Raw genomic sequence first — 26949 nt, 5'->3', positions numbered from 1 at the left:
TACAACAAATTAATTAGCATATCTAAAGTTAGTTTCATCATGTTCTCAACAAGATCAACCTGATGGCAACACAATTAGTAACAAATTTTACTAACTAATCTCATGATCTTTGGATTTCAAACTATACTACAGTATCATTTGTCATCTATTTTTTGTTTATGGCAGGGGTTAGTTGCTAATGGGAGAAGACGCTACAATTTTCTCCGCCATTTTTTCACCCTTGCTACTAAATCTCCATCTAACCAGTCATCAAACTGGGGATACAGTGGTAAACGTGGTAATAAATTCCAGCCCCCAGACTCTAAAATGCTTCTGAGTTCCTGTTCTTGTAAATGGGGATAATCAGGATTAACTTCATCCTTGGGACTTATTCCTCCCAAATCCCTCGCTCCAGCAGCTATACAAGCAAGTAACCAATTTTCATCTTTAACTAAATTAGGGGGAATTTGAATGGTAATATCTGCCGGTAAAATTTCCCGCGCTTTGGCAATAACTTCTGGTAATTGATGGGGATTAAATGGTGGAGCGTCAAAGGTTTGCACATTTCCAGGGCTGTGAGGCTGAAGAATTACCTCTTGAATATGATGGTAATGTGCATGAGATTCAGAAATAGCGGCTAAAGTCTCCCAACAATCTTCCTCAGTTTCCCCTATTCCTAAAAGTAACCCTGTAGTAAAGGGAATTTTTAACTCTCCTGCCCATTGTAATTGTTGCGATCGCACTTGGGGGAATTTACTCGGTGCGTGACGATGGACTGTATCTAATAATTTTGGTGTCAACTGTTCCAACATTAACCCCATAGACACATTCACATTTTTTAGTTTTTGCATTTCTGTCCAACTCAGTGGACCGACGTTGGTATGGGGTAAAAATCCCATTTCTATTGCTAATGCACACAAATCATAAATTCGCCCAAACCAATCTTCCCGTCTCGATGAATGGGGATGGACTTCACCACTCAGGATGAGGATTTCACAGACATTTTGGTTTTTAAGTTGTAACAAAATTTCTTTTGCTTCTTGAAGATTCAACCAGGGACTTTTACCCGGTTCTGTGCGGAAATTGCAATAAGAACAGCGGTTAAAACATTCATAAGTAGGAACAATAGTATAAGCAGGGCTGTAGGTAACAATATTTTGACTAGATAGAGACATATATAGTGGGAGTCAGGAGTCAGAAGTCAGGAGTCAGAAGGAATTAGGAGTCAGGAGTCAGAAGGAATTAGGACTTTAGGACTTTAGGAATCCAGTGATAAGTTAGGTTGCGAGAAAATGAAAACTTGTTACAAAAATATTAATGCTTGAAAAGCTTACTATATCTAGTTTATTGCTCTGAAGATGACTCGCTGTAAAAGATTTATTAAAAAATATTACGAAAACCCCTTTACAAATCGAAACATAAGGCTTAATATAAATTCATGAGGTAGAAACACCTACCAAAACATACATAACTCAAACGCAATTATAAACACATGACCACAACCTTACAGCAGCGCGAAAGTGCTAACGTCTGGGACCGCTTTTGTGAGTGGATCACCAGCACAGACAATCGTTTATACATCGGTTGGTTCGGTGTACTAATGATCCCTACTCTATTAGCTGCTACCACCTGCTTCATTATCGCTTTCATTGCTGCGCCTCCCGTTGACATTGACGGTATCCGCGAACCAGTTGCAGGTTCTTTGATTTACGGAAACAACATCATCTCTGGTGCAGTTGTTCCTTCTTCTAACGCTATCGGTTTACACTTCTACCCTATTTGGGAAGCTGCTTCCTTAGATGAGTGGTTGTATAACGGCGGTCCTTACCAACTAGTAGTATTCCACTTCTTAATCGGCGTATTCTGCTACCTCGGTCGTGAATGGGAACTTTCTTACCGCTTAGGAATGCGTCCTTGGATTTGCCTAGCATTCTCCGCACCTGTAGCAGCAGCTACCGCAGTATTCCTCATCTACCCCATCGGTCAAGGTTCATTCTCTGACGGTATGCCTTTGGGTATCTCTGGAACATTCAACTTCATGATCGTGTTCCAAGCAGAACACAACATCTTGATGCACCCCTTCCATATGTTAGGTGTAGCTGGTGTCTTCGGTGGTTCTTTGTTCTCTGCAATGCACGGTTCACTAGTAACTTCTTCCTTAGTTAAGGAAACAACCGAAAACGAATCACAAAACTACGGTTATAAATTCGGTCAAGAAGAAGAAACCTATAACATCGTTGCAGCCCACGGTTACTTCGGTCGCTTAATCTTCCAATACGCTTCCTTCAACAACAGCCGTCAACTACACTTCTTACTAGCTGCTTGGCCTGTAATCGGTATCTGGTTCACAGCTTTGGGTGTAAGCACAATGGCTTTCAACTTGAACGGTTTCAACTTCAACCAATCCATTATTGATTCTCAAGGTCGCGTCATTGCTACATGGGCTGACGTAATCAACCGCGCTAACCTAGGTATGGAAGTAATGCACGAGCGCAACGCTCACAACTTCCCTCTAGACTTGGCTGCTGCTGATGTTGCTCCTGTTGCTCTAACTGCTCCTGCAATCAACGGTTAATAAGTTTAGTTAAATAAGAAACGCCCTCCGTGTGGAGAGCGTTTTTTTTGTGTTCACTTTTCACATTCGCGCTTAGTTACATAATGCCGATAGCGAAACATGGCTTCTAGCTGTGCTTGTACTAACCAACCACTCATAAATTCCACTCCATCACCACCAGGTATAGAATAGTTGATATTATCGGTTAATTTAGTTTTTCCATTTTCTTCTGTAAACTCATGACGATGTACCCAGGACTCAAAGGGTCCAGATATCTGTTCATCAGTAAACAGACGATATTGTTCATAGTCTGTGTGACGCGCTAACCAGGTTAAGGGTAAGAGTCCTAGAAAAAGACGAAATTCTGTAATTGCCCCTGCACTTAGTCCTCCTTCCCGTCTGACTACTTGTAAAGGTTGCCAAGGTGGGGTGAGTATTTGGAGAATGTCTGGTCTTTCGTGGAATTTCCAAACTACTTCTACTGGTGCGTTGATGATTGAGAAATGTTTAAAGTGCAACATGGACAGAAAAACCTAAAATTGAGCCTTCAGATTCAGTATCTATAATTTTATACTTAGTCTAAATTGCGTAAAACGACGAAAATAGATGATTATCCCGGCTTTAAATTCACTAAACTCAGTATAATGAGAAAATACACAGAAAATCTGATTATGGGATTACTGGTTGAGTCGGGAACAAAATTATAAAAAATTTTATAATTTACCCAGCTACATATCCATTTTTTATGCCATAATGGAAATCGAGAAGTAATTCGGTGGACCACGTTTGTTTTTAGTATTGATAGGCTTTTTCCCTTTGGTATTTACAGACTTTTCTCCGAAATCTAAATCTCTACACTCTTATGATTTTGGAGAAAATCTATGTCAATTTATGTAGGCAACCTCTCTTATGACGTTACCCAAGATACTTTAAGTGCAGTTTTTGCAGAATATGGTACTGTAAAACGTGTTCAATTACCTACTGACCGGGAAACAGGCAAAATGCGCGGTTTCGGTTTTGTAGAAATGGATTCAGATGCAGAAGAAGAAAAAGCCATTGAAGCCCTTGATGGTGCTGAGTGGATGGGACGTGACTTGAAAGTGAACAAGGCTAAACCCAGAGAAGACCGTGGTTCTTTTGGTGGTGGAAACCGTGGTGGTGGTGGAAACTTCGGTGGTGGAAACCGTAACCGCTACTAATATTCAGAGATTTAAGGTGGATAAATATCTGCCTTGAGGATAACTAGGTTTGACAAAAGCTCAGGAATAAATGCCTGGGCTTTTTTAATGGAAAATTTTCTGATCAGAAAATAGGCTGAAAACCCCGGAATTGACACCTAAAAATTCAAAAAGTTTTTAGGTGTCAATGTCTTTTAATCTGGGAATTTACGCTTTAGCATTCCCAAAGGGTAAGCCGTGTGGGGGATTTAGCACCCAGTGACGTATGGTGTTATTAAGGTTCTTCAGCAATTTTTACAATCAGTTTTCCTATTTTATTACCATCAAAAAGTTTAAGAATCGCCGTTGGGGCATTTTCTAAGCCTGCAACGATTTCTTCAGTATATTTAATCTTCCCTTCTTGTAACCATTTCCCCATGTCCCGAAAAGCAATATCCCATTGCTGAAGATAATCAGTGACAATAAACCCCTTAACTAGTACACGCCGCATTAAAATTTGGCTAAAATTATAGGGGCCCGGTACAGGTTTTTGAGCATTATAAGTGGAAATTAAACCGCAGAGGGGAATGCGGGCGTTTAAGTTTACCTGTGTTAATACAGCATCAAGAATTGAACCGCCAACATTCTCAAAATATACATCAATCCCGTTGGGGCATGATTCAGCTAATGCGGGGATTAAATCGGCGGTTTTATAGTTAATTGCGGCATCAAAACCTAGTTCTTCTAACAGCCATTGACATTTCTCGTCTGAACCAGTGATACCTACGACGCGACAACCTTTAATTTTAGCAATTTGGCCGACAATAGAACCTACTGCACCGGCTGCGGCTGAGACAACTACAGTTTCTCCAGCTTGGGGTTTACCAATATCTATTAGCCCAAAGTAGGCAGTACAACCAATAAAACTCAAAGGACCTAAAAAGGCAGTTAGGGGAACTGGTAAAGGTTTGGGTAATTTTGTTAAGGAAAAGAGGTTTTGGGAAGATACTATGGCATAATCTTGCCATCCTAGGAGTCCTGAAACCAGATCCCCAGCTTGAAAATTGGGATTTTGAGATTCTTCAACTACACCTAAAACCAAACCACGCATCACTTGTCCTAGTTCCACAGGTGGCATATACTGGGGGCGATCGCTCATCCAAATCCGATTGGTAGGATCTAAGGAAAGATAGATATTGCGTACCAGCACTTCACCATTTTGGAGATGAGGAATTGGTTCTTCTCGATACTCAAAGTCACTGCTCTTAATATCCCCAACAGGACGAGCAACTAAGCGCCACTGACGATTTATCAATTTGTTCATAGGTGTTGAGATTAGCAGTTTTCAAACGCAAGAATATCCGTCAGGAGAAGTATTTTGGCAAATTGGCAGCAGTTATTCACAAAAATCATGATAATGATGGGGCAGCACTTGCCAGCATGATTAGTCATAAAATGTTACTTTGGGAAGCTATCACTCATTTACACTTCCCGACATTTACCAATGCCTTATCTTACTACTGCTGGGGAAATTTGTTCCCTAATTACTGAACATGGCAAAGCTAAAACTCTGTGGATAGATACAGAAGTTGCTGATTATCAAACTCGTAATCCGAGGTTATCACTAATTCAGGTTTTGGATAATCCTGAAGATATGACTGGTAATAGTGTTTATTTATTAGATGTTCTCGATAAATCAGATGTGATTGCTGATTTTGTGGAGAGGATTATGGCTAATGATGTTATTGAAAAAGTTTTTCATAATGCTCGTTATGATGTGAAATATTTGGGAGGTAAAAAAGTCAAAAATATTACTTGTACCTTGGAAATGGCGAAAAAAATACCTGCCTATCTCCTCCCAGTCCCTAATTATCAACTGAAAACTCTAGCTACTGAACTTTGTAATTTTCATGATATTGATAAACAAGAACAAAGGAGTAATTGGGGAATAAGACCATTAACTGAAGCACAAATAGAATATGCTTATCTTGATTGTATTTATTTAGCTCAAGTACATTTACAGTTATTGGAATTAGAATCAAATCTAATCGTAGATCCAAATCAGGAAGATCTAAGTTTATTGACTGCTAGATATATAGAAATTGAACAGCGACAAAAAATACTTAAGTCAGAATTTGAGCATTTGCAAGAACGAGTCAAACAAGCGATGTTAGCACAGAATATTTCAGAAACATCATCTTGCAAACTCACAAGTTATCAACGAAAAACTGTCAAAGCTCAGTTTCAAGACTTGGTAGATTTGGTAGAGAATCAAGGTATTGAGTTAGATTTTACAATTAATTTGACCGAGGATATCCGGAAAAATCTAGGAAGAAATCTAGAAAAATTATCTGTAAATGTTGATACAAATACTTATTGGAAAATAACTTCTAAAAATCAAGAAAGTGAAGAAGATTAATAATCACAATAATAAAAAATAAATCCTGGTGCTGGTATAAAAAATTTCTTGAAAGTGTTAACAAAATTAACAGAATTATCAGCAGTAATCTAGTAATAATATAAATGTAGATATAAAAGATTTTATTTTAAATATTTACTAATATCCGGCGATTAGCCAAATATAATTTTATTTATTAATTCAAGATAACGTCAGGAAATCTCGTTGTTTGGCTTGAATATTAATCAAAAAGCTAGAATATTGGAGAAGTAAGAAAGTATTTAGTGAATGATTTACTCCAGGCATAATGACGATTTATAGTAAATTATGAAATGGCAGTTATTGACACAAAAACAGCGAGGGTTAAACAGAGCATTCAATATAGCGATGTTTACCATTTTTAGCGGTATTATTTGCGTTTCTTGCAGTAATAATCAAGATGTCTTAGTGACAGAAAGAGGAGGAAGTACCCCAAATCCACAGATAGGACAAACATCTAAAGCTGGGGAATTTTATGTTCAGGGACAAACTCAACATCTTAAAGGTAATTTCCAAGCGGCTATTGCTGCTTATAGTAAATCAATTAGTCTTAATCCTCAATATGCACCAGCATTTAAAGGTCGAGGATTAGTGTATTTTGATACTGGCAATAAAGAAGGGGCAATTGCGGATTATAATCAGGCATTACGTCTGAACCCTAATGATGCCGAAGCTTACAATAATCGTGGCAATGCTTTTGCATCTATACGAGATTATAGAAGAGCAATTGCGGATTATAATCAAGCGATTAGTATTACGCCTAAATATGCCGAAGTTTACAATAACAGAGGTAACGCCCGTGCCAACCAAGGTGATAAAAACGGGGCGTTAGAAGACTATACTCAAGCGATTCGCATCAATCAAGAATATGCTGTAGCTTATAATAATCGAGGCAATGCTTATGCAGCAAGGGGAGAACAGCAAAAGGCAATATCTGATTATGATGAAGCTGTTCGGATTAATCCTAATTTCGGTGCTGCCTTTAATAATCGTGGTAACGCCTATGCTGCAACTGGAGATAAAACAGGAGCATTAAAAGACTTACAACGAGCAGCAGCTATTTTTGATAAGGAAGGAAATAAAGATTTGTATCAACAAGCAATGAAGAATATGGAAGAATTAGGTAAATAAATTACCGATTTCAACTTCCGCAAATTCTTCTAATGCTTGTCTTTCCGATTTCCATAAAGATACAACAATCCCGACAATGAACGCCAGGGGAATAGTGACTAATCCCAGATTTTTCAGGGGGAAAGGGGCTGAATTCACCACAAAATGTTAAATCTAGTAACGTTGAATAATAAAAAACCAACGTGAAAGCACAAGTATTTAGAGGCGTAAATCAATTATCCTACGAGGAAATCCCCGTTCCGACACTAGAAGCAGAGGAAGTTCTAGTACAGGTGCGGGTTGTAGGTTTGTGTCAGTCAGATATTAAAAAGATTCGCTATCCCTTGTATGAACCGCCACGCATATTTGGACATGAAACCGCTGGAATTATTGCGGCTGTTGGTTCACAGGTGAAAGGATGGACAGTAGGACAACGGGTAGCGGTGATGCACCATATACCATGTATGCGTTGCGCTTACTGCTTGAATGATAATTTTTCCATGTGCGATGTTTATAAAAATATCTCCACTACCGCAGGTTTTAACGCCAGTGGTGGCGGTTTTGCGGAGTATGTGAAAGTTCCAGGTCACATTGTCGAGAATGGGGGTTTAATTCCCATTCCTGATGATATCAGTTTTGAAGAGGCGAGTTTTGTTGAACCCACTAATTGCTGTTTAAAAGCCGTTAAAAAAGCCCAAATTGCACCGGGTCAAACTGTATTAGTTACTGGTGCAGGTCCCATTGGGTTAATGTTTATGATGTTGGTGAAGTATTTTGGAGCGAAAGCGATCGCTACCGACCTCTTACCATCTAGAATTGAAAAAGCTCTAGAAGTAGGCGCAGAAGCGGCTTTTGATGCCCGTGACCCGGAATTATCTGCCAAAATTCAGGCTTTAACTGGGGGAATGGGTGTAGATGTCACCTTATTAGCTGTTCCCAGTGATAAAGCATTTTTCCAAGCTTTAGACTGCACTCGCAAAGGTGGAAAAATCCTCTTCTTTGCAGAGTTCCCTGACGAGTTGACAATCCCCATTAACCCCAATACTCTCTACCGTCGGGAAATAGACTTAATGGGCAGTTATAGCTCATCCTACCGTCTACAAAGCCTATCTGCGGACATAGTTTTTAATCGCCGTATTGATGTCAAAGCCTTAATTAGCGATCGCTATCCCTTACAAGATTTACCACAAGCCGTAGACCAAGCCATCGCTCCCACGGCGGAAACCTACAAAATTTTAATCTATCCATAGGGTTGGGGACTGGGGACTGGGGACTGGGGAGAGAAATATTCTTATGTAACGGACAACGGACAACTAACAACTGACAACTGACAACTAACCAATTTTATGAAGTTTTATATCGTTTTTTTCATTTTGTAGTTTACGCTACAGAATTTTTGTTAGTTTAATAAATGAAAGGATAAAAGATTATCTATCACTAAATTAATAAACTTAAAAGGAGCGTAGTGTTATGTCTATTCAAGAAAAAGCCCGTCAATTAATGGTACGTCAACATCAGCAAGCTAAGAATCGTCAACAATCCATGTTGATGCGGGCTGCACAAGAACTTGGTTTGCATGAAGAAATATCTCACTACTGGAATCCCATTCAAGGTAAGATGGACCCAGCGACTCAAACGCTGTATGGACGTAGCCAAGCGGCTATGAGCTAGTTTTCTGGAACATTTGTGATCATGAGAAAAAGAAAGCCACCTGAAGAGGGTGGCTAAAAAATTTACTACTTTTACTACTCGTTGCAATTAGCAATCGTAATATAAGAAGAATTCGTAAGGATGTGGACGCAATTGCATTTGCTTAACTTCGTTAGCAACCTTGTAATCAATCCAATTTTGGATAAAGTCTTCAGAGAAAACGCCACTTTCAGTTAAGAAAGCGTGATCATTTTCCAAAGCTTCCAAAGCCAATTCTAAAGAACCAGGAGTAGAAGGAATCTTAGACAATTCTTCTGGAGAGAGTTCATAGATATTCTTATCTAAGGGTTCACCAGGATGAATTTTGTTTTTGATACCATCAATCCCAGCGCAAAGCATAGCAGCAAAGGCTAAGTAAGGATTAGAAGTAGCGTCTGGACAACGGAATTCTAAACGCTTGGCTTTGGGGTTGTCTCCAGAAAGAGGAATCCGCACAGAAGCAGAACGATTACCTTGGGAATAAGCCAAGTTTACAGGGGCTTCATAACCAGGTACGAGACGTTTGTATGAGTTGGTGGTAGGGTTGGTGATTGCCAACAATGCTGGAGCGTGTTTGAGAATACCACCAATGTAGTAAAGTCCCATTTCGCTCATCCCAGCGTACTTGTCACCGGCAAATAGAGGTTGACCATTTTTCCAAATAGATTGGTGACAGTGCATACCAGAACCGTTATCGCCAAAAATGGGTTTTGGCATGAAGGTGACGGTTTTGCCGTATTTTCTAGCAACGTTCTTGATCACATACTTGTAAGTCATCAACCAGTCAGCCGCTTCAATCAACTTACCAAATTTGAAACCAAGTTCGCACTGACCACCAGTGGCAACTTCGTGGTGTTGTTTTTCAATGGGTACGCCACAATCTTTCATGGTTAGCAGCATTTCTGTCCGCATATCTTGAAAGCTGTCAGTGGGAGGAACTGGGAAATAACCTTCTTTAACGCGGGTTTTGTAACCCAGGTTAGGACCCTCTTCTCTACCAGTGTTCCAACGACCTTCTACGGAATCTACATAGTAGTAACCGGAGTTGGTGGTTTGGTCGTAGCGGACATCATCAAAAATGAAGAATTCAGCTTCAGGACCAAAGAAAGCTGTGTCACCAAGTCCGGTGGAAGCTAGATAATCTATGGCTTTTTGGGCAATAACACGGGGGCAACGGTTATACCATTGGCCTGTGCGGGGTTCTTTAATACTACAAATGATACTTAGAGTTGGCTCTTTCATGAAGGGGTCAATCCAAGCGGTGTTTGGATCAAGCACCATTGTCATGTCAGATTCTTCGATGCCTTTCCAACCCCGAATACTAGAACCGTCGAAGGGAACACCGTCAGAGAATGAACTTTCATCAATCTGGTCTTGGTACATGGTCAAATGCTGCCAAGTTCCCAGTGTATCAATGAATTTCAGATCAATCATCTGAATTTTTTCGTCTTGAATCTTCTTCAAGATTTCTTTTGGGGTTGTCATTTTTACTTTACTCCTGATGTAGCCGATTAACTAATATAAAACCAAACTCTGCCCAAGCATCCTCACCTTGTTACGCTAACCCAAGTTGTCACACACCACCTGGAATATCGTAAATAGTTAACTTGACATGGTTTTGTCATGTTTGTTACAGATTGTCTGGATTACAGGTTATGTTAACCTTTCTTTCTTAATCTGTACAAAACTAGAAAATTCATAATCATGGGTCAACTTTGGCATAAAATCCTTAAATAGCAGATAGTTTTTGTGCCAGTAACTATTTTATGTGAATTGGCACGGGATTTTGTTGGTGCATAATTGCAGCCAAATTAATATCAAATCATAGATAGCTAATGATTGGGAGAAAAAAGAATGCGCGATGCCGTTACAACTTTAATTAAGAATTATGACGTAACCGGACGTTATTTTGACCGGAATGCTATTGATACCCTCAAATCCTACTTCGATAGTGGAACAGCTAGAGTCCAAGCCGCAGCCGCAATTAATTCTAATGCTGCCGCAATTGTGAAACAAGCTGGGGCAAAGTTATTTGAAGAACTACCAGAATTGATTCGTCCTGGTGGCAATGCTTACACAACCCGTCGGTTTGCCGCTTGTTTGCGAGATATGGATTATTACCTCCGCTACGCTACCTATGCGCTAGTAGCTGGTAATATGAATGTTCTGGATGAGCGGGTATTACAAGGACTCCGGGAAACTTACAATTCCTTGGGTGTACCCATTGGTTCTACTGTGCAAGGTATCCAGATTATGAAGGGTATTGTTAAGGAACAGGTAGCGGCTGCTGGTATTGCTAATACTGCTTTTGTTGATGAGCCTTTTGACTATATCACTCGTGAATTGAGTGAGATTGATATTTAATCGCTAATTTGGGTGATTATAAATCGCGGGACCACACAAACAAAGTCCTCATGGAGTGGGACTAAATGATTATCGCACTTTGGCATTTTTGACAAGGTGCGTTTATTTTTTTAACGGATTTTTTTAACTAACCGCAGAGGCGCAGAGGACGCTGAGGAAGAGAAGAAGGAGTTGTTTACATCTTAGTCATCTTAGTTGTTAATTGGGAAATTTCACAGTAACTGTTGTAATTATAGGGGGGAACATCTTGAAAGTCTTTATGTCTCTAAATTTCACTGGCTACATCACAGAAATGTTGAAAAACAACCATTTTAGGCAACGGTGATTTAATATAGGATTTTTACACACAATGTTTTTAGACTTGCCAAAAGTCTACAACTACAAATATTGTGTAAATAAAAACCACATTCTATTGCAATTAAAATTCAATGAAAACAGAAGTGATTGAATTAATAACAACAGTTATCCAAGTATTACAAATTAATATGCGGTGGATGACTTGGAATTTGTTTCTGGCTTTTATACCTTTAGCTTTAAGTATTTGGCTGTTTCGCAGTAAACGTGGAGGTTCTTGGATTTGGTGGCTAGGATTTCTGAGTTTCTATGCTTTTTTACCCAATGCGCCTTATTTATTAACTGATGTCATTCACTTAATAGATGATATTCGGCGAGTTCAATCAGTCTGGATGATTACATTAGTTTTAATTCCTGTTTATCTTGTTGTTATTCTTGGCGGATTTGAAGCTTATGTCATATCTTTAATAAATTTGGGTTACTATTTACATCGCATTGGCAAAAGTAAATGGATTTTTGCTGTTGAATTGATTACTCATGCTCTGTCTGCTGTGGGTATTTATTGGGGACGGTTTTTGCGGTTTAATAGTTGGGATTTTATTACTCAACCAGATGCCATAATCACTAAAGGTGTCGAAGAAATTCTTGGTAAACAACCCTTAGTAATTATTACCCTCACTTTTATAATTCTTTGGTGTTTGCATTGGTTCATGAAACGAGTTACTTTGGGTTTTGTGAATCAGGGAGTTAATTCACAAGCGAATGATCATCAGATTCAGAATATTGGCTAATTACATAATATTAAAGATCCCCGACTTCTCAAAGAAATTGGGGATCTATTTTTATTTTTGGTATCTATTTTTTGAATATTTAAGATTAATAGCATAATTTAGGATTTAGAATAGAAAAGCACCCATAAAAATATAGAAGGTAAAATTGGTTAAACAGCGATTAGATACATTATTAGTGGATTTGGGATTATCTCCCTCCCGTCAACAAGCACAACGGCTAATTCAGGCTGGGGAAGTGACTGTAAATCAACAAATGGTTGATAAAGTTGGGACGGAAGTTGATATTACCGCAGAAATTCAAGTTAAAGAACGTCCACCTTTTGTTTCTCGTGGTGGTGAAAAACTCGCTAAGGCTTTAAAATTTTTTGAGATTTCTGTAACTGACAGGATTTGTTTAGACGGGGGAATCTCCACAGGTGGATTTACAGATTGTTTATTACAAGCCGGTGCAAAACAAGTTTACGGTGTAGATGTTGGTTATGGACAAGTTGACTGGAAAATTAGAAATGATGAACGGGTAATTTTAAAAGAACGCACGAATTTACGTCAACTACAACCAGAAGAATTATATGCTGAAAATGCTATATTTCCTGATTTAATAGTTGTGGATGTTTCCTTTATTTCTTTAACCAAAATTTTGCCAGCAGTATGGCAATTAACACAAGCTCCTAGAGAGGCTGTATTGCTAGTAAAACCACAATTTGAGGTTGGCAAGTCTCGCATAGGCAAAAAAGGCGTTGTCCGCGATCCTCATGACCAAGCTGATGCAATTTTTAATGTTATGAAAGGGGCGTTAGAATTAGGATGGAAATATAAAGGTTTAACTTGGTCACCCATAACAGGCCCAGCAGGAAATATTGAATATCTTTTATGGTTGGCAATGGAAAGCGAAATCATACCACCAACTTTAGCAGCAATTCAAGAAATTACTAAACAAGTAATTCAGGAGTTTGGGAAAAAATAATGATTAATTTTGTAGTAGTAGTAGGGGTTTAGCATTGCTAAACCCTGATCTAAATTAAAGATAATTAAAGATCGTAAATTAAACACTCCAAAGCATCTGGATACATTTCACAGTATTCTTCCAAGGCTGTTTTGCGGTGTTTTGCTTGTTTTTGATGGGCTTTTTCTGCTTGCAATTCTTCGACAATATCCCAAGCTACTGCACAATTAGCGGAATTATTACCATTTTCTGTACAGGTTGTCCGCGCTTCTGTAATAGCTTCAAGAATTGCTTCTTCAATGGGTTTTTTACCATTGATAACTTCGTTTAGGGATGTCATGATAATATTACCTTTGTTGAGAAAGAGAAAGGTTAATTAGGAACTTTAATGATTGCTAATGAAGAGAATTACTCATAGTTGGTAAACTCTTTTTCACAGTAACAATTGAAAGAATTATTTTTAGTTAATTTATATACTTTTTGATTCTATAATGAGATAACCATGACTTAATAAAGTAGGCTCTTGCGCTACTTAGTAGAATTACAGCACCTCCAGGTGTTATGAGGTACAAGAACCCCATCTTCAACGAAGTAAGATGGGGTAGTTGATAAAAACCAACAGGAAATAATAATGGATAACTTTTTGTTTTTAACCCGTGTATTCCCATCAGTTGATATTTTTGTAGGATTTAAACCAGCTTTAAAAAGAAATACAAAAGGCAAAACAATTTTTAGTTTTTTTGATGTTGATGACAATTTACTAGGTAGTCGGGTATTAAAAGAAGCAAGAGGTCTAAAAAAACTTGCAGTTCCTTCCATAACTCATAAGGTACATATTAAATCATTCAATGAAGATTATTATCTTGTTGATGTCAAATTAATGATTGAAGACTGTATTAAAGATAAAATTGCCTATGTGAAGAGAGATTATGGGTTAACACCTGAAGAATATTATCAAGAAATATTAGACAGTCGTGCAAAAGCAGCCTTAATTAAAGAAGCTGCTCTAAAAAATAACGCCGCTGCCCTTCCTGTTTAGAACCATACCTGATTCTCAAAATCCCCTGGAGTGAAAACTCTTGGGGATTTTTCTATAACCGAGTGGGGTTATTTTAATATGTAAAAGCAGTGGAGAGATTATGAGTTTTCTGGTAAAGTCAGGATTTCTACCCCATCTTCCGTGACAGCAATGGTATGCTCAAATTGAGCAGAGAGTAGGCGATCGCTTGTTACCGCAGTCCAACCATCACTGAGCATTTGGGCTTCATGAGTTCCTTCATTAATCATCGGTTCAATGGTAAACACCATACCGGCTCTGAGTTTCTTGCCTCTCCCCCTAATGCCATAATGGGGAACATCCGGTGCAGTGTGGAAAATATTACTAATTCCGTGGCCGACAAAATCCCGCACCACTGAAAAGCCGAAAGACTCAGCATACTCTTGAATAGCTGCCCCAATATCCCCAATTTTCGCCCCTGGTTTTACCTCTGCAATTCCTAAACGCAGACACTCTTGGGTTACTTCTACTAACTTTTGGGCTGTGGGGCTAGGATTACCAACCAGAAATGTTTTTGACGTATCACCATGATAACCCTCAACAATAGGTGTAACATCTATATTAATAATGTCCCCATCCTTGAGAATTTGTTTAGCATTGGGAATACCGTGACAGATTACCTCATTCACACTGGTACAAATTGACTTAGGATAACCTTTATAACCTAAAGGGGCGCTTTTAGCTCCGTGCTGTAGAGTCCATCTTTCCGCTTCATCGTTCAATTGCAGGGTACTTACCCCCGGTTTCACTAAAGGTTCTAAATGTTGTAACAACTTAGCGGCCAAGCTGCCAGCGCGACGCATTTTTTCGATTTCTCGCTGGGATAAAATGACTATGGTTTCGGTTTTCATCAATTTTGTATCTACTCTTTTAAAAATATAGTTAATCCAGTTGTCGCCGCTCTGCGTGCAGCATCTGCCACCTTTAAAGTATACAAGCTTTGTTCTGGGGTGATATATAAGGGACTACCATCAAACAAGTAATCTAATACCATAGTCGTATCTTTGGCAAATAAACCCCGACGCGTACCCACTTCGATCAATTTTGTTTCCTCTGCTAACACCAAAGTTCCTGTATCACCATCCAGAATTATCTCCCCTTTTTCACCTTGAACTTCTAATTTGCGTTCTGACTGCCACAAGGTTTCACCCTTGCCATAAATTACCTGGGCCAATAATCCACTATCAAAGCACAACTGGGCTGAACATAAACAGGTTTGGTAATAATCAGGCTCGGTTTGCCAATATCGCTGATGACTGTTGACTGTAAAGACTTTACCAAACAAATCAATGAGACGATGTAACCGAGATAATGCCCCAATCAGCGGAAAGCCAAACATCTCATGATCATAAGTCCACTTGCGTGGGGCTGGGTGTTGGGAGTTAAGGGTACTATAGCGAACATAAAACAAATCACCGATTTGATCTAGGTATTGTTTTAAAGTTTGATGCCAACCACCCAAAAGTTCAATGTGTTCGACGTGCAACAGTTTATTGACTGTTTTCGCTAAAGCAATCAGTTCTTCAGCTTCTTTCACATCCACAGAGAGAGGATATTCAACAATGACGTGCTTACCGCTAGATAGGGCAGCATGGGTAATTTTACCATGATCTCGATTAATGGTGCAGATGACCACCATATCTAAATCTTCCCGTTCTACTAACTGTTGCCAAGAACTTATGGCAACAGTTGCGTATTCTTGGGCTAAAGCTGGTGTTCTTTCGGGATTGCCAGCTATGGCGATTAAATCAGTGCGAGGGTCTTGCAATAAGGCTTCAGCCCTGAGTTTAGCTGCGTAACCAGTCCCCACTAAACCCACCCTGAGACTGTTCGTGGATAAAGGTGACTCGTAATTGTACATGAATTTATCACCAGTTTTCAATGTTTGAGTTTAATGTCATTAGTATTTTATCAACAAGCCGACATCAGGAAATATCTAATACCTCTAGGGTATTTCTCTTGAATGTAAAATATTATAGTTCTTTGGTAATTTTGGAAACATCATCACAACTATAATACAGCTTAAAAATCGTGTAAAACTCAGGATAGAGAAGTAATTAAACGATTTTGACTTTTCATAGATGTTTTTTTAGGGTTTTTGAGCATTTTTCTTTGAATTTTTCATGAATTCGCGTTTGCAAATAATTAGGTTCTGTTATAAGTTTTACACGATATGGTATATAGATTAAAAAATACCCAAAAAATTATACATCTTGTGTATAAAATGTGTCTATTCTCTCCTTTAAATATCAAATCCCTGGATAACTTTCAGAAGTATCTACTAGATTGCTATTTTTCTAATATCTAAGATGATTACACAAATCCAAAATCTGCGGATTTTTTATCCATTCCTAGTGCCATTTATAAGTTCATCTGAGATTCATTGGTTATATATACTTTCGGCTTTGTTACTAGCTTTAGTTATATATAAATTAGGTTTATCTCAACAAGACGAACAGATAAATTTAAGACAGTATCTTTTGCCAAAAGCCGTTTATTTACATCCTTCAGCGATCGCTGAATACAAGTATTATTTTTTATCTTCGTTCTTAGAAATATTTGTAATATTGCCAATTATATTATCTCTACCAAATCTAGCAAATATCATTTGTCATTATTTAACAGAAATTACGCACCTCACAACACCCTTTTTCATTACTCATCCTCAATGGTATCATTATGTCACATTAAGTATTGTTGTGGCTTTAGCGGGGGATTTTGCTTATTATTGTTATCATTACTTAGCTCATAGAAGTTCATTCTTTTGGGAATTTCACAAAGTCCATCATTCTGCGGATGTACTAACTCCGATGACTGTTTATCGTTCTCATCCCTTTGATTTGCTTTTAAGTATGATCTTTGCAATGGCAATGCTGGGTTTTACTACAGGAATTTGGATTTATTTATTTGGTAATCAAGTCTCCCATTTATCCATTTATGGAGTTGATTGGGAGATATTTCTCTTTTATTTAACTGGTGCTAACTTACGACATTCTCATATTTGGTTGAATTACCCCTATAAAGTTAGTCATGTTTTCATGAGTCCTGCTCAACATCATATTCATCATAGTGTTGAGCCAAAGCATTATGATAAAAACTTTGGTTACATTCTGTCTTTTTGGGATTGGATATTTGGTACTTTATATGTACCAAGGAACTATGAAAAACTCAGCTTTGGTTTAGCAAATGGCGAATCGAATTTGTTTAATAGTGTCACCAATATGTTGTTACAGCCTTTGAGATCAATTGGGCAGAGAATTAACAAAAAAGTGATATCTTAGGAAAAATTAAACCTAGAAAAAGACTGATCATGAATTATCTAAAATTGCCAGATTTTATAAAAGATGACACCTCTTATAATCAGTAGTTTAGCCAACTTTGAAAACATTCTCTGAAAAATTTTACAATTTATGAACGAACATCAGCCCAATAATTATAAAAATGAAGTTGTTTTAACAATGATAGAGCATATTCAACAATTTATAGAACAGCCAAATTCTGTCTTTGGTAATATGCCTATCTGTCCCTTTGTCAACAAAATTCGTCGTGAAGGTAAAATTTTGCTTAAAGTTGAGACCTTTTATTATACTAAAGAATTTAGTTTAGACCCAAAAGTTTTGGATTTAATCACTGAATTTAAAAAAGATAATTATTACGAGGTAATGATGGTTATCCATCCAAATAAACTGGCTTTATCATTAGATGCAATGAAAGATTTCACTCAAGATTTAAATGATTTTATAGCTCCTCTGGGATTAATTGCTTTCAGTGGTCATCCCCTTGATAATTTTAATATAGATGGTGTTTACACAAGACGAGATCCATTTATAAATTTTACAGTTCAAGAGATAGAAAAAGTGAATTTATATGCAGATGTTTTGAAATCTACTGCTTATTATGGAAGATGGTCTTTAGAAAATCTTGAATACATTCAAAGATGAAGGCATGAACACAGTAAAGGGGTCCATAACCCTTTCAGGGTACTTCGTCGCCCCATCAGCTACCAATTAGTGGTATTTTGTCAGCAAAAAGTAGTGCAAAATCCGGTTAAAACAATTCAGCTATAAAATTCAGATGTAGCAACAGAAATGAAATATTCTCAAAACAAGTGCATTCATCAAGTGTTTGCAGAGCAGGTAGAAAAAACACCTGACGCAGTAGCAGTAATATTTGAAAACCAGCAATTGACCTACAGAGAATTGAATGCAAAAGCTAATCAATTAGCACATCACTTGCAAGGGATGGGGGTAGGATCAGAGGTATTGGTGGGTATATGTGTAGAGCGCTCTATTGAATTAATTATAGGCATTCTCGGTATTCTCAAAGCGGGTGGAGCTTATGTTCCTTTAGACCCTGCTTATCCTCAAGAACGCCTAGCATTTATGTTAGAAGATGCCAGATTAACAATTCTTTTAACTAAAGTAGAATGGCTAGAAATTCTGCCTGTGATTAGTGCTTCAGTCATTTGTTTAGATGCAGATTGGCATGAGATTGAAAAACAAAGTCAAGTAAATCCAATTACTGAAGTTCAATCAGAAAACCTTGCTTACCTAATCTATACTTCTGGTTCTACTGGTAAGCCAAAAGGTGTACAAATGCCTCATGGTAGTATTTGTAATTATCTTGAAGCGATCGCTAAAATTCTACCAGTTAATCATCAAGATACTTATCTCCACACAGCATCTTTCTCTTTTACTGCTTCAGTCAGACAATTATTTTTGCCTTTATCCCAAGGTGCAACCAGTATTCTTGCTACTCGTGAACAAACCAGAACTCCTTTAAGCCTATTTGAATTAATTCAAAAACGTGGTGTTACCATTTCTGATGGTGTACCCTCTGTATGGCGATATGGACTCATTGCTTTAGAAAGTTTAGATCAACAATATACAAAAGCTCTGAGCGAATCACAATTAAGATTAATAGTATTTGGTGGGGAATTACTACCCTATCAACTAATTAAAAAGTTACGCAACCTATTCAAAACACCACCCCAGTTTTTTAATATTCTCGGTCAAACAGAAAGTATTGGCCATGGTTTTTATACTGTTCCTGAAGATTACGATCTTGAAGATGGCTATGTTCCCGTTGGTCATCCTTTAGCAAAAATTCAACAAGTTTATGTACTCAATTCCCAACTAGAACTAGTAAAAATTGGTGAGTCTGGAGAAGTCCATATTGCCGGTTCTACCTTAGCGCGAGGCTATCTGAACCGCACCGAGGCAAATGAGGAAAAATTCATTATTAATCCTTTTAATCCTCAACAACGACTCTTTAAAACCGGGGATGTTGCTCGTTATTCAAGTAATAAAAATTTAGAAATTCTTGGCCGCATTGATTTCCAAGTAAATATCCGGGGAATGAGGGTTGAACTAGAAGAAATTGAAGCAGTAATTAAACTCCATCCTAGTATTCGAGAAGCTGTGGTTTCTGCCAGAGAAGATGTATCCGGTGGTCAGCGATTAGTTGCTTATATCGTAGTCAATAACCAAGACTTTAATTCAGGAGAATTACGCAATTTTCTGTCCAGCAAACTACCAGATTATATGATTCCCCATACCTTAATGGTGATGGAGAAATTGCCAGTTTTACCCAATGGAAAGTTAGACAGAAAAAGTTTACCAGAACCTGATATATCAGCAATTCAAAGTGAATTTGTAGCTCCGCAAACACCCACACAAGAAATCATTGCTAAAATCTGGGCAGAAGTTTTAGGCATCGAGAAAATTGGTATTCATGATAATTTTTTAGAATTGGGTGGACATTCCCTACTAGCAAGTTTAGTTATATCAAGATTGCGTGAGGCACTATCCATAGAATTATCTATTGCCAGTTTATTTGCCGCACCCACAATTGCCAGACTTAGCGAAGAAATTGGATCTTCTGCCCAGAACTTACTGCCAACATTAGAACCAGTTTCCCGAAATATTGAATTACCGCTTTCGTTAACCCAGCAGCGTTTTTGGTTTCTTGATCAAATGGAAGGGGCAAATCCTGCTTACAATATTGTCAGAGTCCTGAATTTACAAGGGTTACTTAACTTTACGGCACTTGAAGGGGCGATCGCTACAATTATTAATCGTCATGAAACTCTGCGTACCAGTTTTGGGATTGCTGATGGTAAACCCATCCAAATTATTGCTGATAAATTAGCATTTACCTTACCTGTAATTGATTTACAAGAATTAGCAGAAGATCAGAAAACGACTGCGGCACAAAGATTAACTACTAATGAATATCTTCGCCCTTTTGCCCTAACTGAATCATCTCTCTTAAGAGTGACATTGATGCAATTGGGGGCAGAATCCCATCAGTTATTAGTAATAATGCACCACATCATTTCTGATGCCTGGTCAGTAGGGAATTTTCTCCAAGAATTATCGGTTATTTATTCAGCCTTGACAGCCGGTTTACCTTCTCCTTTACCCGACTTATCAATTCAGTATGCCGACTATGCTTATTGGCAACGACAATGGCTGGAAAATCAACCAGCACAAATTGATTATTGGCAACAACAATTAGCAGATATTCCCGCAGTCATTGAATTACCTACAGATCGATCACGAACAGCAATTCAAACCTTTCGCGGTGATCTCCAGAAATTTCAATTTGATTCCCAACTCACTCACAAACTCAAAAACCTCAGTCAAAAATCGGGTTCTTCCCTGTTTATGACACTTCTGACGGCTTTTGTGATCTTACTTTCTCGCTACAGTGGTCAGGAAGATATTGTTGTTGGTTCTCCTATTAGTAATCGCAATCGTGTCGCGTTAGAGCCATTAATTGGCTTTTTTGTGAATACTTTAGTTTTACGGACTCGTCTCGAAGGAAATCCCACATTTGAAGAATTACTTCAACAGGTACGACAGATGGCGCTTGATGCTTATGCTCATCAAGATGTCCCCTTTGATCAACTTGTAGAAACCCTCCAACCTCAGCGCCACCTCAGTCATAGTCCCTTATTTCAAGTTATGTTTGTATTGCAAAATTCTCCCTTGTCAAAACTGGAATTAAGAGATTTGCAAGTTACACAAATAGAACTAGAAAGAGCGACAGCAGGAGCAACTTTTGATTTAACTCTGTCGATGCAAGAAATAGACTCAGAAATCAGGGGAGCATTTGAATATAATGCCAACTTGTTTGATGCTGATACTATTGCCAGGATGGTTGAGAGTTTTCACACCTTAATTGAGGCGGTTGTAGCTAATCCTCAAAAGCAGATTAAATCTCTACCTTTACTAACAGCATCCCAAAAACATCAGTTATTAGTTGAATGGAATAATACGAAAACAGATTATCCTCAAAAATCCATTCATCAATTGTTTGAGAATCAGGTTGAAAAAACACCGGATGCAGTAGCGGTAGTTTTTGAAGATCAGCAATTAACCTACAAAGAGTTGAATAACCGTGCTAATCAAATTGCCCACTATTTACAAAGTTTAGGAGTTACTCAAGAAGCCCTAGTTGCTATCAGTTTAGAGCGTGAATCCCCTTTAATAGTAATTGGTTTATTAGGAATTCTCAAAGCCGGAGCCGCTTATTTGCCAATAGATGCTAATTATCCGCCCGAACGCTTGGCTTTTATTCTCAATGATGCGGAGATTTCGTGGCTGCTAACTGAACAGAAATTTATAGATAAGTTCTCTAATTTAACAACAAAGATTGTATCTCTCGATAGAGACGGGGATTTGATCAATCAATATTCTCAACAAAACACTATTAACGAAACATTACCAGATTCTCTCGCATACATAATCTATACTTCCGGCTCTACAGGCAAACCCAAGGGAGTTTGTGTTCTCCATCGCAGCGTAGTTCGATTGGTAATCAATACCAATTATGTGCATCTCCAACCAGAAGATACCATCGCCCAAGGGGCAAATACTGCCTTTGATGCTGCCACCTTTGAAATATGGGGAGCATTGCTTAACGGGGCAAAATTGGTGATTCTTGACCAAGATACTGTTACCTCACCACAAAACTTAGCCAACAGTATCCGCACTACGGGAATTAATACCCTATTTCTAACTACGGCTCTATTTAATCAGATTATTCAAGAAGTACCAACAGCCTTTAAACCCTTGCGTTATTTACTATTTGGTGGTGAGGCTGTAGATCCGCATTGGGTACGACAAGCGATCGCTCAAGGTGCGCCTGAGAATTTATTGCACGTATATGGACCAACGGAAAACACCACCTTTTCAACTTGGTATCCTGTGGAAAAAGTAGCCCCAAATGCGGAAACAATTCCCATCGGTCGTCCCATTGCTAACACGGAAGTTTACGTACTTGATCCCCATCAACAACTTGTTCCCATCGGCGTACCAGGAGAATTGTACCTTGGTGGTGATGGTTTGGCGCAAGCATATTTTCATCGTCAAGAATTAACTCACGATAGGTTTGTACCTCATCCCTTTAAATCTGGAGAACGCCTTTATAAAACTGGAGACAAAGTTAAATTATTAGCCGACGGCAATATTCAGTTTCTCGGTAGGATTGATTTTCAAGTTAAAATTCGCGGATTTCGGATTGAACTGGGAGAAATTGAGACGGTATTAGGGCAACATCCTCAAATTCAGCAAGTTCTAGCAATCGCCTTAGAAGATACTAGAGGTGATAAATATATAGCCGCTTATGTCACTAATGACAGTGAAAACTTGACCACTAAAGAAATACGTGAATTTCTCAAACAACGTTTACCAGAATATATGCTGCCATCAGCATATATCATTCTCAAAGCCTTTCCTCTCACTAGCAATGGCAAAATTGACCGCCGCGCCCTCAAAACCCCAAATTTAGAAGAACTGAGACAAAATACCTTTATCGCCCCCAGAAACCCCACAGAAGAAATCATTGCCAGCATTATCGCCAATGTTTTAGGTTTAGAACAAATCGGCATTTATGATAACTTCTTTGAATTAGGTGGACATTCTCTTTTAGCAACCAGAGTTGTTTCCAAACTCAGCGAAGCTTTTACAACAAACATTCCCCTACGTCGTTTATTTGAATCACCGACAGTGGCGGAATTAGCACAATTAATTACAAGTTTATCGCCAACAGATTCTACAAAATTACTACCAACAATTCCATCAATTTCACAAGATCGCCATGAATTTCCCCTATCTTTTGCCCAATCTCGACTTTGGTTTCTTGATCAATTAGAAGAACAGAGTGCTACCTACAATACCGCTTTTGTGACGAGAATTACTGGAAGTTTGGATCTCCAAATTTTAGAAAAAGTGATCCAAGAAATTCTCACCCGCCATTCAGTGCTACGAACTAACTTTAAGATTGTTAATGGTTCACCTATCCAGGTAATTAATCCTATTGATGCCAATGTCTTGAACGTGATCACCGTAGATAGTGCTATCAGCGAAAGTGAATTACAAAAACTATTAAATGCACAAGTCCGCAAAAGGTTTAATTTAGCTGAAGATAGATTATTTCAGGCGACAGTTTGGCAAATATCGGATCAGTCATATCTATTGGGGATTGCTATCCATCATATCATTACCGATGGTTGGTCAATTGGTATTTTAAGACAGGAAATATCTAGTTTATATACTGCTTTTGTGAATGGTAAAACCTCTCCTTTAGCAGATTTAAGGATTCAATATAGTGATTATGCAGTTTGGCAAAGAGAATGGCTGACAGGAGAAACACTGGCCAATCAATTGCAATATTGGCAGCAACAATTAGCAGATGCACCACCCTTGCTAAATTTACCCACAGATCGTTCACGTCCCGCAGTCCAAACATTTGGTGGTGGAACTGTTAGCTTCGTTTTAGATATTCAACTGACACAACAACTAGAACAATTAACTCGGAAATCTAATACCACTTTATTCATGACGCTATTGGCAGGTTTTGTAACTTTGCTATCTCGTTATAGTGGTAGTGGAGATATTTTGGTAGGATGCCCAATTGCTAATCGTCATCATCGTGAAACAGAGCAGTTAATTGGCTTTTTTGTGAATACCTTAGTATTGCGAACTAAAATTCAAGATAATCCTAGTTTTTGGGAATTACTTCATCAAATAAGAATCAATACTTTAGAAGCTTATGCCCATCAAGATGCACCCTTTGAACAAGTGGCGGATGCTTTACAAACTGAACGATCTTTAGGTCACAATCCAGTTTTTCAAGTCATGTTTGATCTGTTATACGAATCCACAGCGTTAACCTCAGCAACATGGGAATTGGCAGATATTAAACTGACATCAATCACTTCCGAAAATGTCACAACTAAGTTTGATTTATCGCTGGAATTGGTCAAAACTGCCAATGGTATTCGGGGAACTTGGGAATATAACTGTGATTTGTTTGAGCAAGCAACCATTGAAAGATTCTCGGAACATTTACAAGTTCTTTTCACAGGAATTGTCCACAATCCCCAGGAAAATATCAGACAATTGCCATTATTAAGCGATAGGGAACAGCAGCAATTATGGCAATGGAGAACAAGTAATCCAGGAAATTTGCCATTACCAAATCTAAAATCTGCAACTATTCATCAGCTTTTTGTCCAACAAGCTAAAAAAACTCCCAATGAGATCGCTGTTGAATTTTGTGGTCAGAAATTGACTTATCAAGAATTAGATATTTGCTCAAATCAACTCGCACATTATTTGCAAAATTTAGGTGTGCAATCAGATGTTTTAGTAGGAGTCTGCATCGAGCGCAGTCTGAATTTGATTGTGGCATTATTGGGCATTCTCAAAGCTGGTGGAGCTTATGTACCACTTGATCCCAGTTCTCCAGCAAATCGTTTAGGGCTGATTGTATCTGATAGTCAAATCTCAATTTTACTGACTCAAGAGAAATTACAATCCCTATTCTCCTCTCTAGAAAATCATGATCAAATTGCCCACATCATTAACCTAGATCAAGACTTACCACAAATCATTGCCCAATTCCCCAAAACTCAACCAAATATTACTGCTCAGGGTGCTGATTTAGCCTACATTATTTACACATCAGGCTCTACAGGAACACCAAAAGGTGTGGAGATAGAACATCACTCTGTAGTTAATTTTATCAAAGCTGCCAGCGATCGCTATCAAATTACCCATCAAGATCGAGTCCTACAATTTGCTTCCATTGCCTTTGATACTGCCGCTGAAGAAATCTATCCTTGTTTGACTCGCGGAGGGACTTTGGTATTGAGAACCGATGAAATGTTATTGTCAGCGCAGCGATTTATGGAGCGATGCCATGAGTGGAATGTTACCGTATTAGATTTACCTACTTCTTATTGGCATCAGTTGATAGGGGAATTAACACAGATAAAATCATCACAAATAAACTTAATGGCATCATTACGCCTTGTAATTATTGGTGGTGAAACTGCATTACTAGAAACTTGTAAATTATGGCAAAAATATGTTGATCAGTTGCCTAATCCACCGCAATTAATCAATACCTATGGTCCCACAGAATCCACTATTGTTGCCACCAGTTGTCATCTCTCTGAATATCTACAAACTAAAGATATTTCTGTCGTGCCGATTGGTAAACCCCTTGCTAATATACAAACATGGGTTCTTGATTGTGATTTACAACCAGTTCCGATGGGAGTTATTGGAGAATTACATATTGGTGGTTCAGGTTTAGCGAGGGGATATTTAGGTAAACCAGAGATTACCGCAGAAAAGTTTGTTAATCATTCCTTTGGACAAAAATTTAATCAGGAAACAAATCAAGAAGAACGTTTATATAAAACCGGAGACTTAGTTCGCTATTTACCTGATGGTAATTTGGAATTTTGTGGCCGCATTGATCAACAGGTCAAAATTCGAGGTTTTCGGATAGAAATTGGGGAAATTATCGCTGTATTAATCCAACATTCTGATATCCAAGATGCCATCGTTTTCATCAATGAAGATCAAGGACAGAAATATTTAGTTGCTTATCTCGTTCCCCAAGAATTTAACTCCATAGAAGAATCTAATTTAGTTAGCAAAGTGAGGTTATATCTAAGACAACATTTACCAGAATATATGATGCCTACAAGCTTAGTAATTTTAGAGAAATTACCTCTAAATATAAATGGTAAAGTAGATCGAAAAGCCTTACCTGCTCCATGTATTGTAAATAATACTACTACTTTGGTATTACCACAAACACCTGTGGAAAAATTAATTGCTGAGGCTTGGCAAAGAATTTTAAAAATAGCAGAAGTGGGACTAGATGATAATTTCTTCGATCTGGGAGGTAATTCTTTACTGCTAGTACAATCCCGTGAGGAATTAAAAATAGTTTGCAATCAAGAATTATCCATTGTCCAAATGTTTCAAAACCCGACGATTAGAACATTAGCAACCTGTATAAATGGATTATCTCAAGATTCCCAAAGTTCTTTAGAATTAGAACGTCAGCGCCCTGAAAGTCGTAAAGCTAAGGAAAATTCAGTTAAACAACAAAGAGAATTGAGAAAACAAAATCGTTTCCATAAAAGGGAATAGGTAACAGATATAGCCTTTCCCATTCAAGTGAGGTACAAGCAGTGATAATTGAACGCAGATAAACGCAGATAAACGCAGATAATTTTGTACTTCATTAGACTGGGAAAAGCTAT

At 38.1% G+C, this 26949-nt stretch carries 22 protein-coding genes; 14 read left to right on the top strand and 8 right to left on the bottom strand.

Features of this window, described 5'->3' with window-relative positions; translation table 11 throughout:
• Positions 1-191 precede the first annotated feature (191 nt).
• Positions 192-1154 (bottom strand): 7,8-didemethyl-8-hydroxy-5-deazariboflavin synthase subunit CofG, encoded by a 963-nt coding sequence (gene cofG, locus FJR11_RS12195; protein WP_168503947.1) that lies wholly within the window; start codon positions 1152-1154, stop codon positions 192-194.
• Positions 1155-1471: 317 nt separating this feature from the next.
• Here cofG and psbA point away from each other — a divergent pair, with 317 nt between their 5' ends.
• Complete coding sequence (gene psbA, locus FJR11_RS12190) at positions 1472-2554, top strand: photosystem II q(b) protein (RefSeq protein ID WP_168503945.1); 1083 nt, start codon at positions 1472-1474, stop codon at positions 2552-2554.
• Between the two features lie 53 nt (positions 2555-2607).
• Here psbA and FJR11_RS12185 read toward each other — a convergent pair whose 3' ends face one another.
• A complete protein-coding gene (locus tag FJR11_RS12185; RefSeq protein ID WP_168503943.1) occupies positions 2608-3054 on the bottom strand; it encodes an SRPBCC family protein in 447 nt (148 codons plus the stop codon).
• Positions 3055-3414: 360 nt separating this feature from the next.
• Between FJR11_RS12185 and FJR11_RS12180 the strand changes: the two genes are divergently transcribed.
• Positions 3415-3732 (top strand): RNA-binding protein, encoded by a 318-nt coding sequence (locus FJR11_RS12180; RefSeq protein WP_168503941.1) that lies wholly within the window; start codon positions 3415-3417, stop codon positions 3730-3732.
• Between the two features lie 253 nt (positions 3733-3985).
• Here the strand turns inward: FJR11_RS12180 and FJR11_RS12175 are convergent, their stop codons facing one another.
• The gene (locus tag FJR11_RS12175; protein WP_168503939.1) at positions 3986-5014 is read right to left on the bottom strand and encodes an NADP-dependent oxidoreductase; all 1029 of its coding nucleotides are present in this window, start codon (positions 5012-5014) and stop codon (positions 3986-3988) included.
• A gap of 2 nt (positions 5015-5016) precedes the next feature.
• Between FJR11_RS12175 and FJR11_RS12170 the strand changes: the two genes are divergently transcribed.
• The 3 genes from FJR11_RS12170 to FJR11_RS12160 all read left to right on the top strand — a co-directional run bounded on the left by FJR11_RS12170 (position 5017) and on the right by FJR11_RS12160 (position 7258).
• Complete coding sequence (locus FJR11_RS12170) at positions 5017-5241, top strand: hypothetical protein (RefSeq protein ID WP_168503937.1); 225 nt, start codon at positions 5017-5019, stop codon at positions 5239-5241.
• Positions 5195-6109 (top strand): ribonuclease D, encoded by a 915-nt coding sequence (locus FJR11_RS12165; RefSeq protein ID WP_168503935.1) that lies wholly within the window; start codon positions 5195-5197, stop codon positions 6107-6109. The genes FJR11_RS12170 and FJR11_RS12165 overlap by 47 nt, the downstream gene beginning before the upstream one ends.
• 306 nt (positions 6110-6415) lie before the next feature.
• On the top strand, positions 6416-7258 hold the full coding sequence (locus FJR11_RS12160) for a tetratricopeptide repeat protein (protein WP_168503933.1): 843 nt from the start codon (positions 6416-6418) through the stop codon (positions 7256-7258).
• On the opposite strand, the gene FJR11_RS12155 is transcribed toward FJR11_RS12160, so the two are convergent.
• Positions 7247-7399 carry a hypothetical protein gene (locus FJR11_RS12155; protein ID WP_217358230.1) on the bottom strand — a complete coding sequence of 51 codons (153 nt, stop codon included), beginning with the start codon at positions 7397-7399 and terminating at the stop codon, positions 7247-7249. The two genes, FJR11_RS12160 and FJR11_RS12155, sit on opposite strands and share 12 nt — an antisense overlap.
• Before the next feature lie 41 nt (positions 7400-7440).
• Between FJR11_RS12155 and FJR11_RS12150 the strand changes: the two genes are divergently transcribed.
• Both FJR11_RS12150 and FJR11_RS12145 read left to right on the top strand, forming a co-directional pair.
• Positions 7441-8487 (top strand): zinc-dependent dehydrogenase, encoded by a 1047-nt coding sequence (locus tag FJR11_RS12150; protein WP_168503931.1) that lies wholly within the window; start codon positions 7441-7443, stop codon positions 8485-8487.
• A 220-nt stretch (positions 8488-8707) separates the two neighbouring features.
• Positions 8708-8908, top strand: coding sequence for a hypothetical protein (locus FJR11_RS12145; RefSeq protein ID WP_168503929.1), 201 nt, complete (start codon positions 8708-8710; stop codon positions 8906-8908).
• An 87-nt stretch (positions 8909-8995) separates the two neighbouring features.
• Here the strand turns inward: FJR11_RS12145 and glnA are convergent, their stop codons facing one another.
• Positions 8996-10411, bottom strand: a complete 1416-nt coding sequence (glnA, locus tag FJR11_RS12140) for a type I glutamate--ammonia ligase (RefSeq protein ID WP_168503927.1) — start codon at positions 10409-10411, stop codon at positions 8996-8998.
• A 369-nt stretch (positions 10412-10780) separates the two neighbouring features.
• Between glnA and apcB the strand changes: the two genes are divergently transcribed.
• The 3 genes from apcB (at position 10781) to FJR11_RS12125 (ending at position 13339) form a co-directional block, all read left to right on the top strand.
• On the top strand, positions 10781-11290 hold the full coding sequence (apcB, locus tag FJR11_RS12135) for an allophycocyanin subunit beta (RefSeq protein ID WP_168503925.1): 510 nt from the start codon (positions 10781-10783) through the stop codon (positions 11288-11290).
• Between the two features lie 428 nt (positions 11291-11718).
• Positions 11719-12375 (top strand): DUF1361 domain-containing protein, encoded by a 657-nt coding sequence (locus tag FJR11_RS12130; RefSeq protein WP_168503923.1) that lies wholly within the window; start codon positions 11719-11721, stop codon positions 12373-12375.
• A 145-nt stretch (positions 12376-12520) separates the two neighbouring features.
• Positions 12521-13339, top strand: coding sequence for a TlyA family RNA methyltransferase (locus tag FJR11_RS12125; RefSeq protein WP_168503921.1), 819 nt, complete (start codon positions 12521-12523; stop codon positions 13337-13339).
• 64 nt (positions 13340-13403) lie between these two features.
• Here the strand turns inward: FJR11_RS12125 and FJR11_RS12120 are convergent, their stop codons facing one another.
• Positions 13404-13658, bottom strand: coding sequence for a Calvin cycle protein CP12 (locus tag FJR11_RS12120; protein ID WP_168503919.1), 255 nt, complete (start codon positions 13656-13658; stop codon positions 13404-13406).
• Positions 13659-13949: 291 nt separating this feature from the next.
• Here FJR11_RS12120 and FJR11_RS12115 point away from each other — a divergent pair, with 291 nt between their 5' ends.
• A complete protein-coding gene (locus FJR11_RS12115) occupies positions 13950-14357 on the top strand; it encodes a hypothetical protein (protein WP_168503916.1) in 408 nt (135 codons plus the stop codon).
• 98 nt (positions 14358-14455) lie between these two features.
• On the opposite strand, the gene map is transcribed toward FJR11_RS12115, so the two are convergent.
• Both map and FJR11_RS12105 read right to left on the bottom strand, forming a co-directional pair.
• A complete protein-coding gene (gene map, locus FJR11_RS12110; protein ID WP_168503914.1) occupies positions 14456-15226 on the bottom strand; it encodes a type I methionyl aminopeptidase in 771 nt (256 codons plus the stop codon).
• Positions 15227-15237: 11 nt separating this feature from the next.
• Positions 15238-16236 (bottom strand): Gfo/Idh/MocA family protein, encoded by a 999-nt coding sequence (locus tag FJR11_RS12105; protein ID WP_168503912.1) that lies wholly within the window; start codon positions 16234-16236, stop codon positions 15238-15240.
• Between the two features lie 448 nt (positions 16237-16684).
• Between FJR11_RS12105 and FJR11_RS12100 the strand changes: the two genes are divergently transcribed.
• The 3 genes from FJR11_RS12100 to FJR11_RS12090 all read left to right on the top strand — a co-directional run bounded on the left by FJR11_RS12100 (position 16685) and on the right by FJR11_RS12090 (position 26836).
• Complete coding sequence (locus FJR11_RS12100; RefSeq protein WP_168503910.1) at positions 16685-17656, top strand: sterol desaturase family protein; 972 nt, start codon at positions 16685-16687, stop codon at positions 17654-17656.
• Positions 17657-17785: 129 nt separating this feature from the next.
• Complete coding sequence (locus FJR11_RS12095) at positions 17786-18316, top strand: hypothetical protein (protein WP_168503907.1); 531 nt, start codon at positions 17786-17788, stop codon at positions 18314-18316.
• A 147-nt stretch (positions 18317-18463) separates the two neighbouring features.
• On the top strand, positions 18464-26836 hold the full coding sequence (locus tag FJR11_RS12090; RefSeq protein WP_168503905.1) for a non-ribosomal peptide synthetase: 8373 nt from the start codon (positions 18464-18466) through the stop codon (positions 26834-26836).
• The last annotated feature ends 113 nt before the right edge of the window (positions 26837-26949 follow it).

The sequence above is a fragment of the Anabaena sp. UHCC 0187 genome, assembly GCF_009712035.1.
Lineage (GTDB): Bacteria > Cyanobacteriota > Cyanobacteriia > Cyanobacteriales > Nostocaceae > Dolichospermum.
This window is presented reverse-complemented; position numbering and strand designations above follow the sequence as displayed.

Bases quoted from the DNA above. Each gene is read 5' to 3' on its own strand.
- cofG (WP_168503947.1), bottom strand. From the start codon at position 1,154: ATGTCTCTATCTAGTCAAAATATTGTTACCTACAGCCCTGCTTATACT.
- psbA (WP_168503945.1), top strand. From the start codon at position 1,472: ATGACCACAACCTTACAGCAGCGCGAAAGTGCTAACGTCTGGGACCGC.
- FJR11_RS12185 (WP_168503943.1), bottom strand. From the start codon at position 3,054: ATGTTGCACTTTAAACATTTCTCAATCATCAACGCACCAGTAGAAGTA.
- FJR11_RS12180 (WP_168503941.1), top strand. From the start codon at position 3,415: ATGTCAATTTATGTAGGCAACCTCTCTTATGACGTTACCCAAGATACT.
- FJR11_RS12175 (WP_168503939.1), bottom strand. From the start codon at position 5,014: ATGAACAAATTGATAAATCGTCAGTGGCGCTTAGTTGCTCGTCCTGTT.
- FJR11_RS12165 (WP_168503935.1), top strand. From the start codon at position 5,195: ATGCCTTATCTTACTACTGCTGGGGAAATTTGTTCCCTAATTACTGAA.
- FJR11_RS12160 (WP_168503933.1), top strand. From the start codon at position 6,416: ATGAAATGGCAGTTATTGACACAAAAACAGCGAGGGTTAAACAGAGCA.
- FJR11_RS12145 (WP_168503929.1), top strand. From the start codon at position 8,708: ATGTCTATTCAAGAAAAAGCCCGTCAATTAATGGTACGTCAACATCAG.
- glnA (WP_168503927.1), bottom strand. From the start codon at position 10,411: ATGACAACCCCAAAAGAAATCTTGAAGAAGATTCAAGACGAAAAAATT.
- apcB (WP_168503925.1), top strand. From the start codon at position 10,781: ATGCGCGATGCCGTTACAACTTTAATTAAGAATTATGACGTAACCGGA.
- FJR11_RS12130 (WP_168503923.1), top strand. From the start codon at position 11,719: ATGAAAACAGAAGTGATTGAATTAATAACAACAGTTATCCAAGTATTA.
- FJR11_RS12120 (WP_168503919.1), bottom strand. From the start codon at position 13,658: ATGACATCCCTAAACGAAGTTATCAATGGTAAAAAACCCATTGAAGAA.
- FJR11_RS12115 (WP_168503916.1), top strand. From the start codon at position 13,950: ATGGATAACTTTTTGTTTTTAACCCGTGTATTCCCATCAGTTGATATT.
- map (WP_168503914.1), bottom strand. From the start codon at position 15,226: ATGAAAACCGAAACCATAGTCATTTTATCCCAGCGAGAAATCGAAAAA.
- FJR11_RS12105 (WP_168503912.1), bottom strand. From the start codon at position 16,236: ATGTACAATTACGAGTCACCTTTATCCACGAACAGTCTCAGGGTGGGT.
- FJR11_RS12100 (WP_168503910.1), top strand. From the start codon at position 16,685: ATGATTACACAAATCCAAAATCTGCGGATTTTTTATCCATTCCTAGTG.
- FJR11_RS12095 (WP_168503907.1), top strand. From the start codon at position 17,786: ATGAACGAACATCAGCCCAATAATTATAAAAATGAAGTTGTTTTAACA.
- FJR11_RS12090 (WP_168503905.1), top strand. From the start codon at position 18,464: ATGAAATATTCTCAAAACAAGTGCATTCATCAAGTGTTTGCAGAGCAG.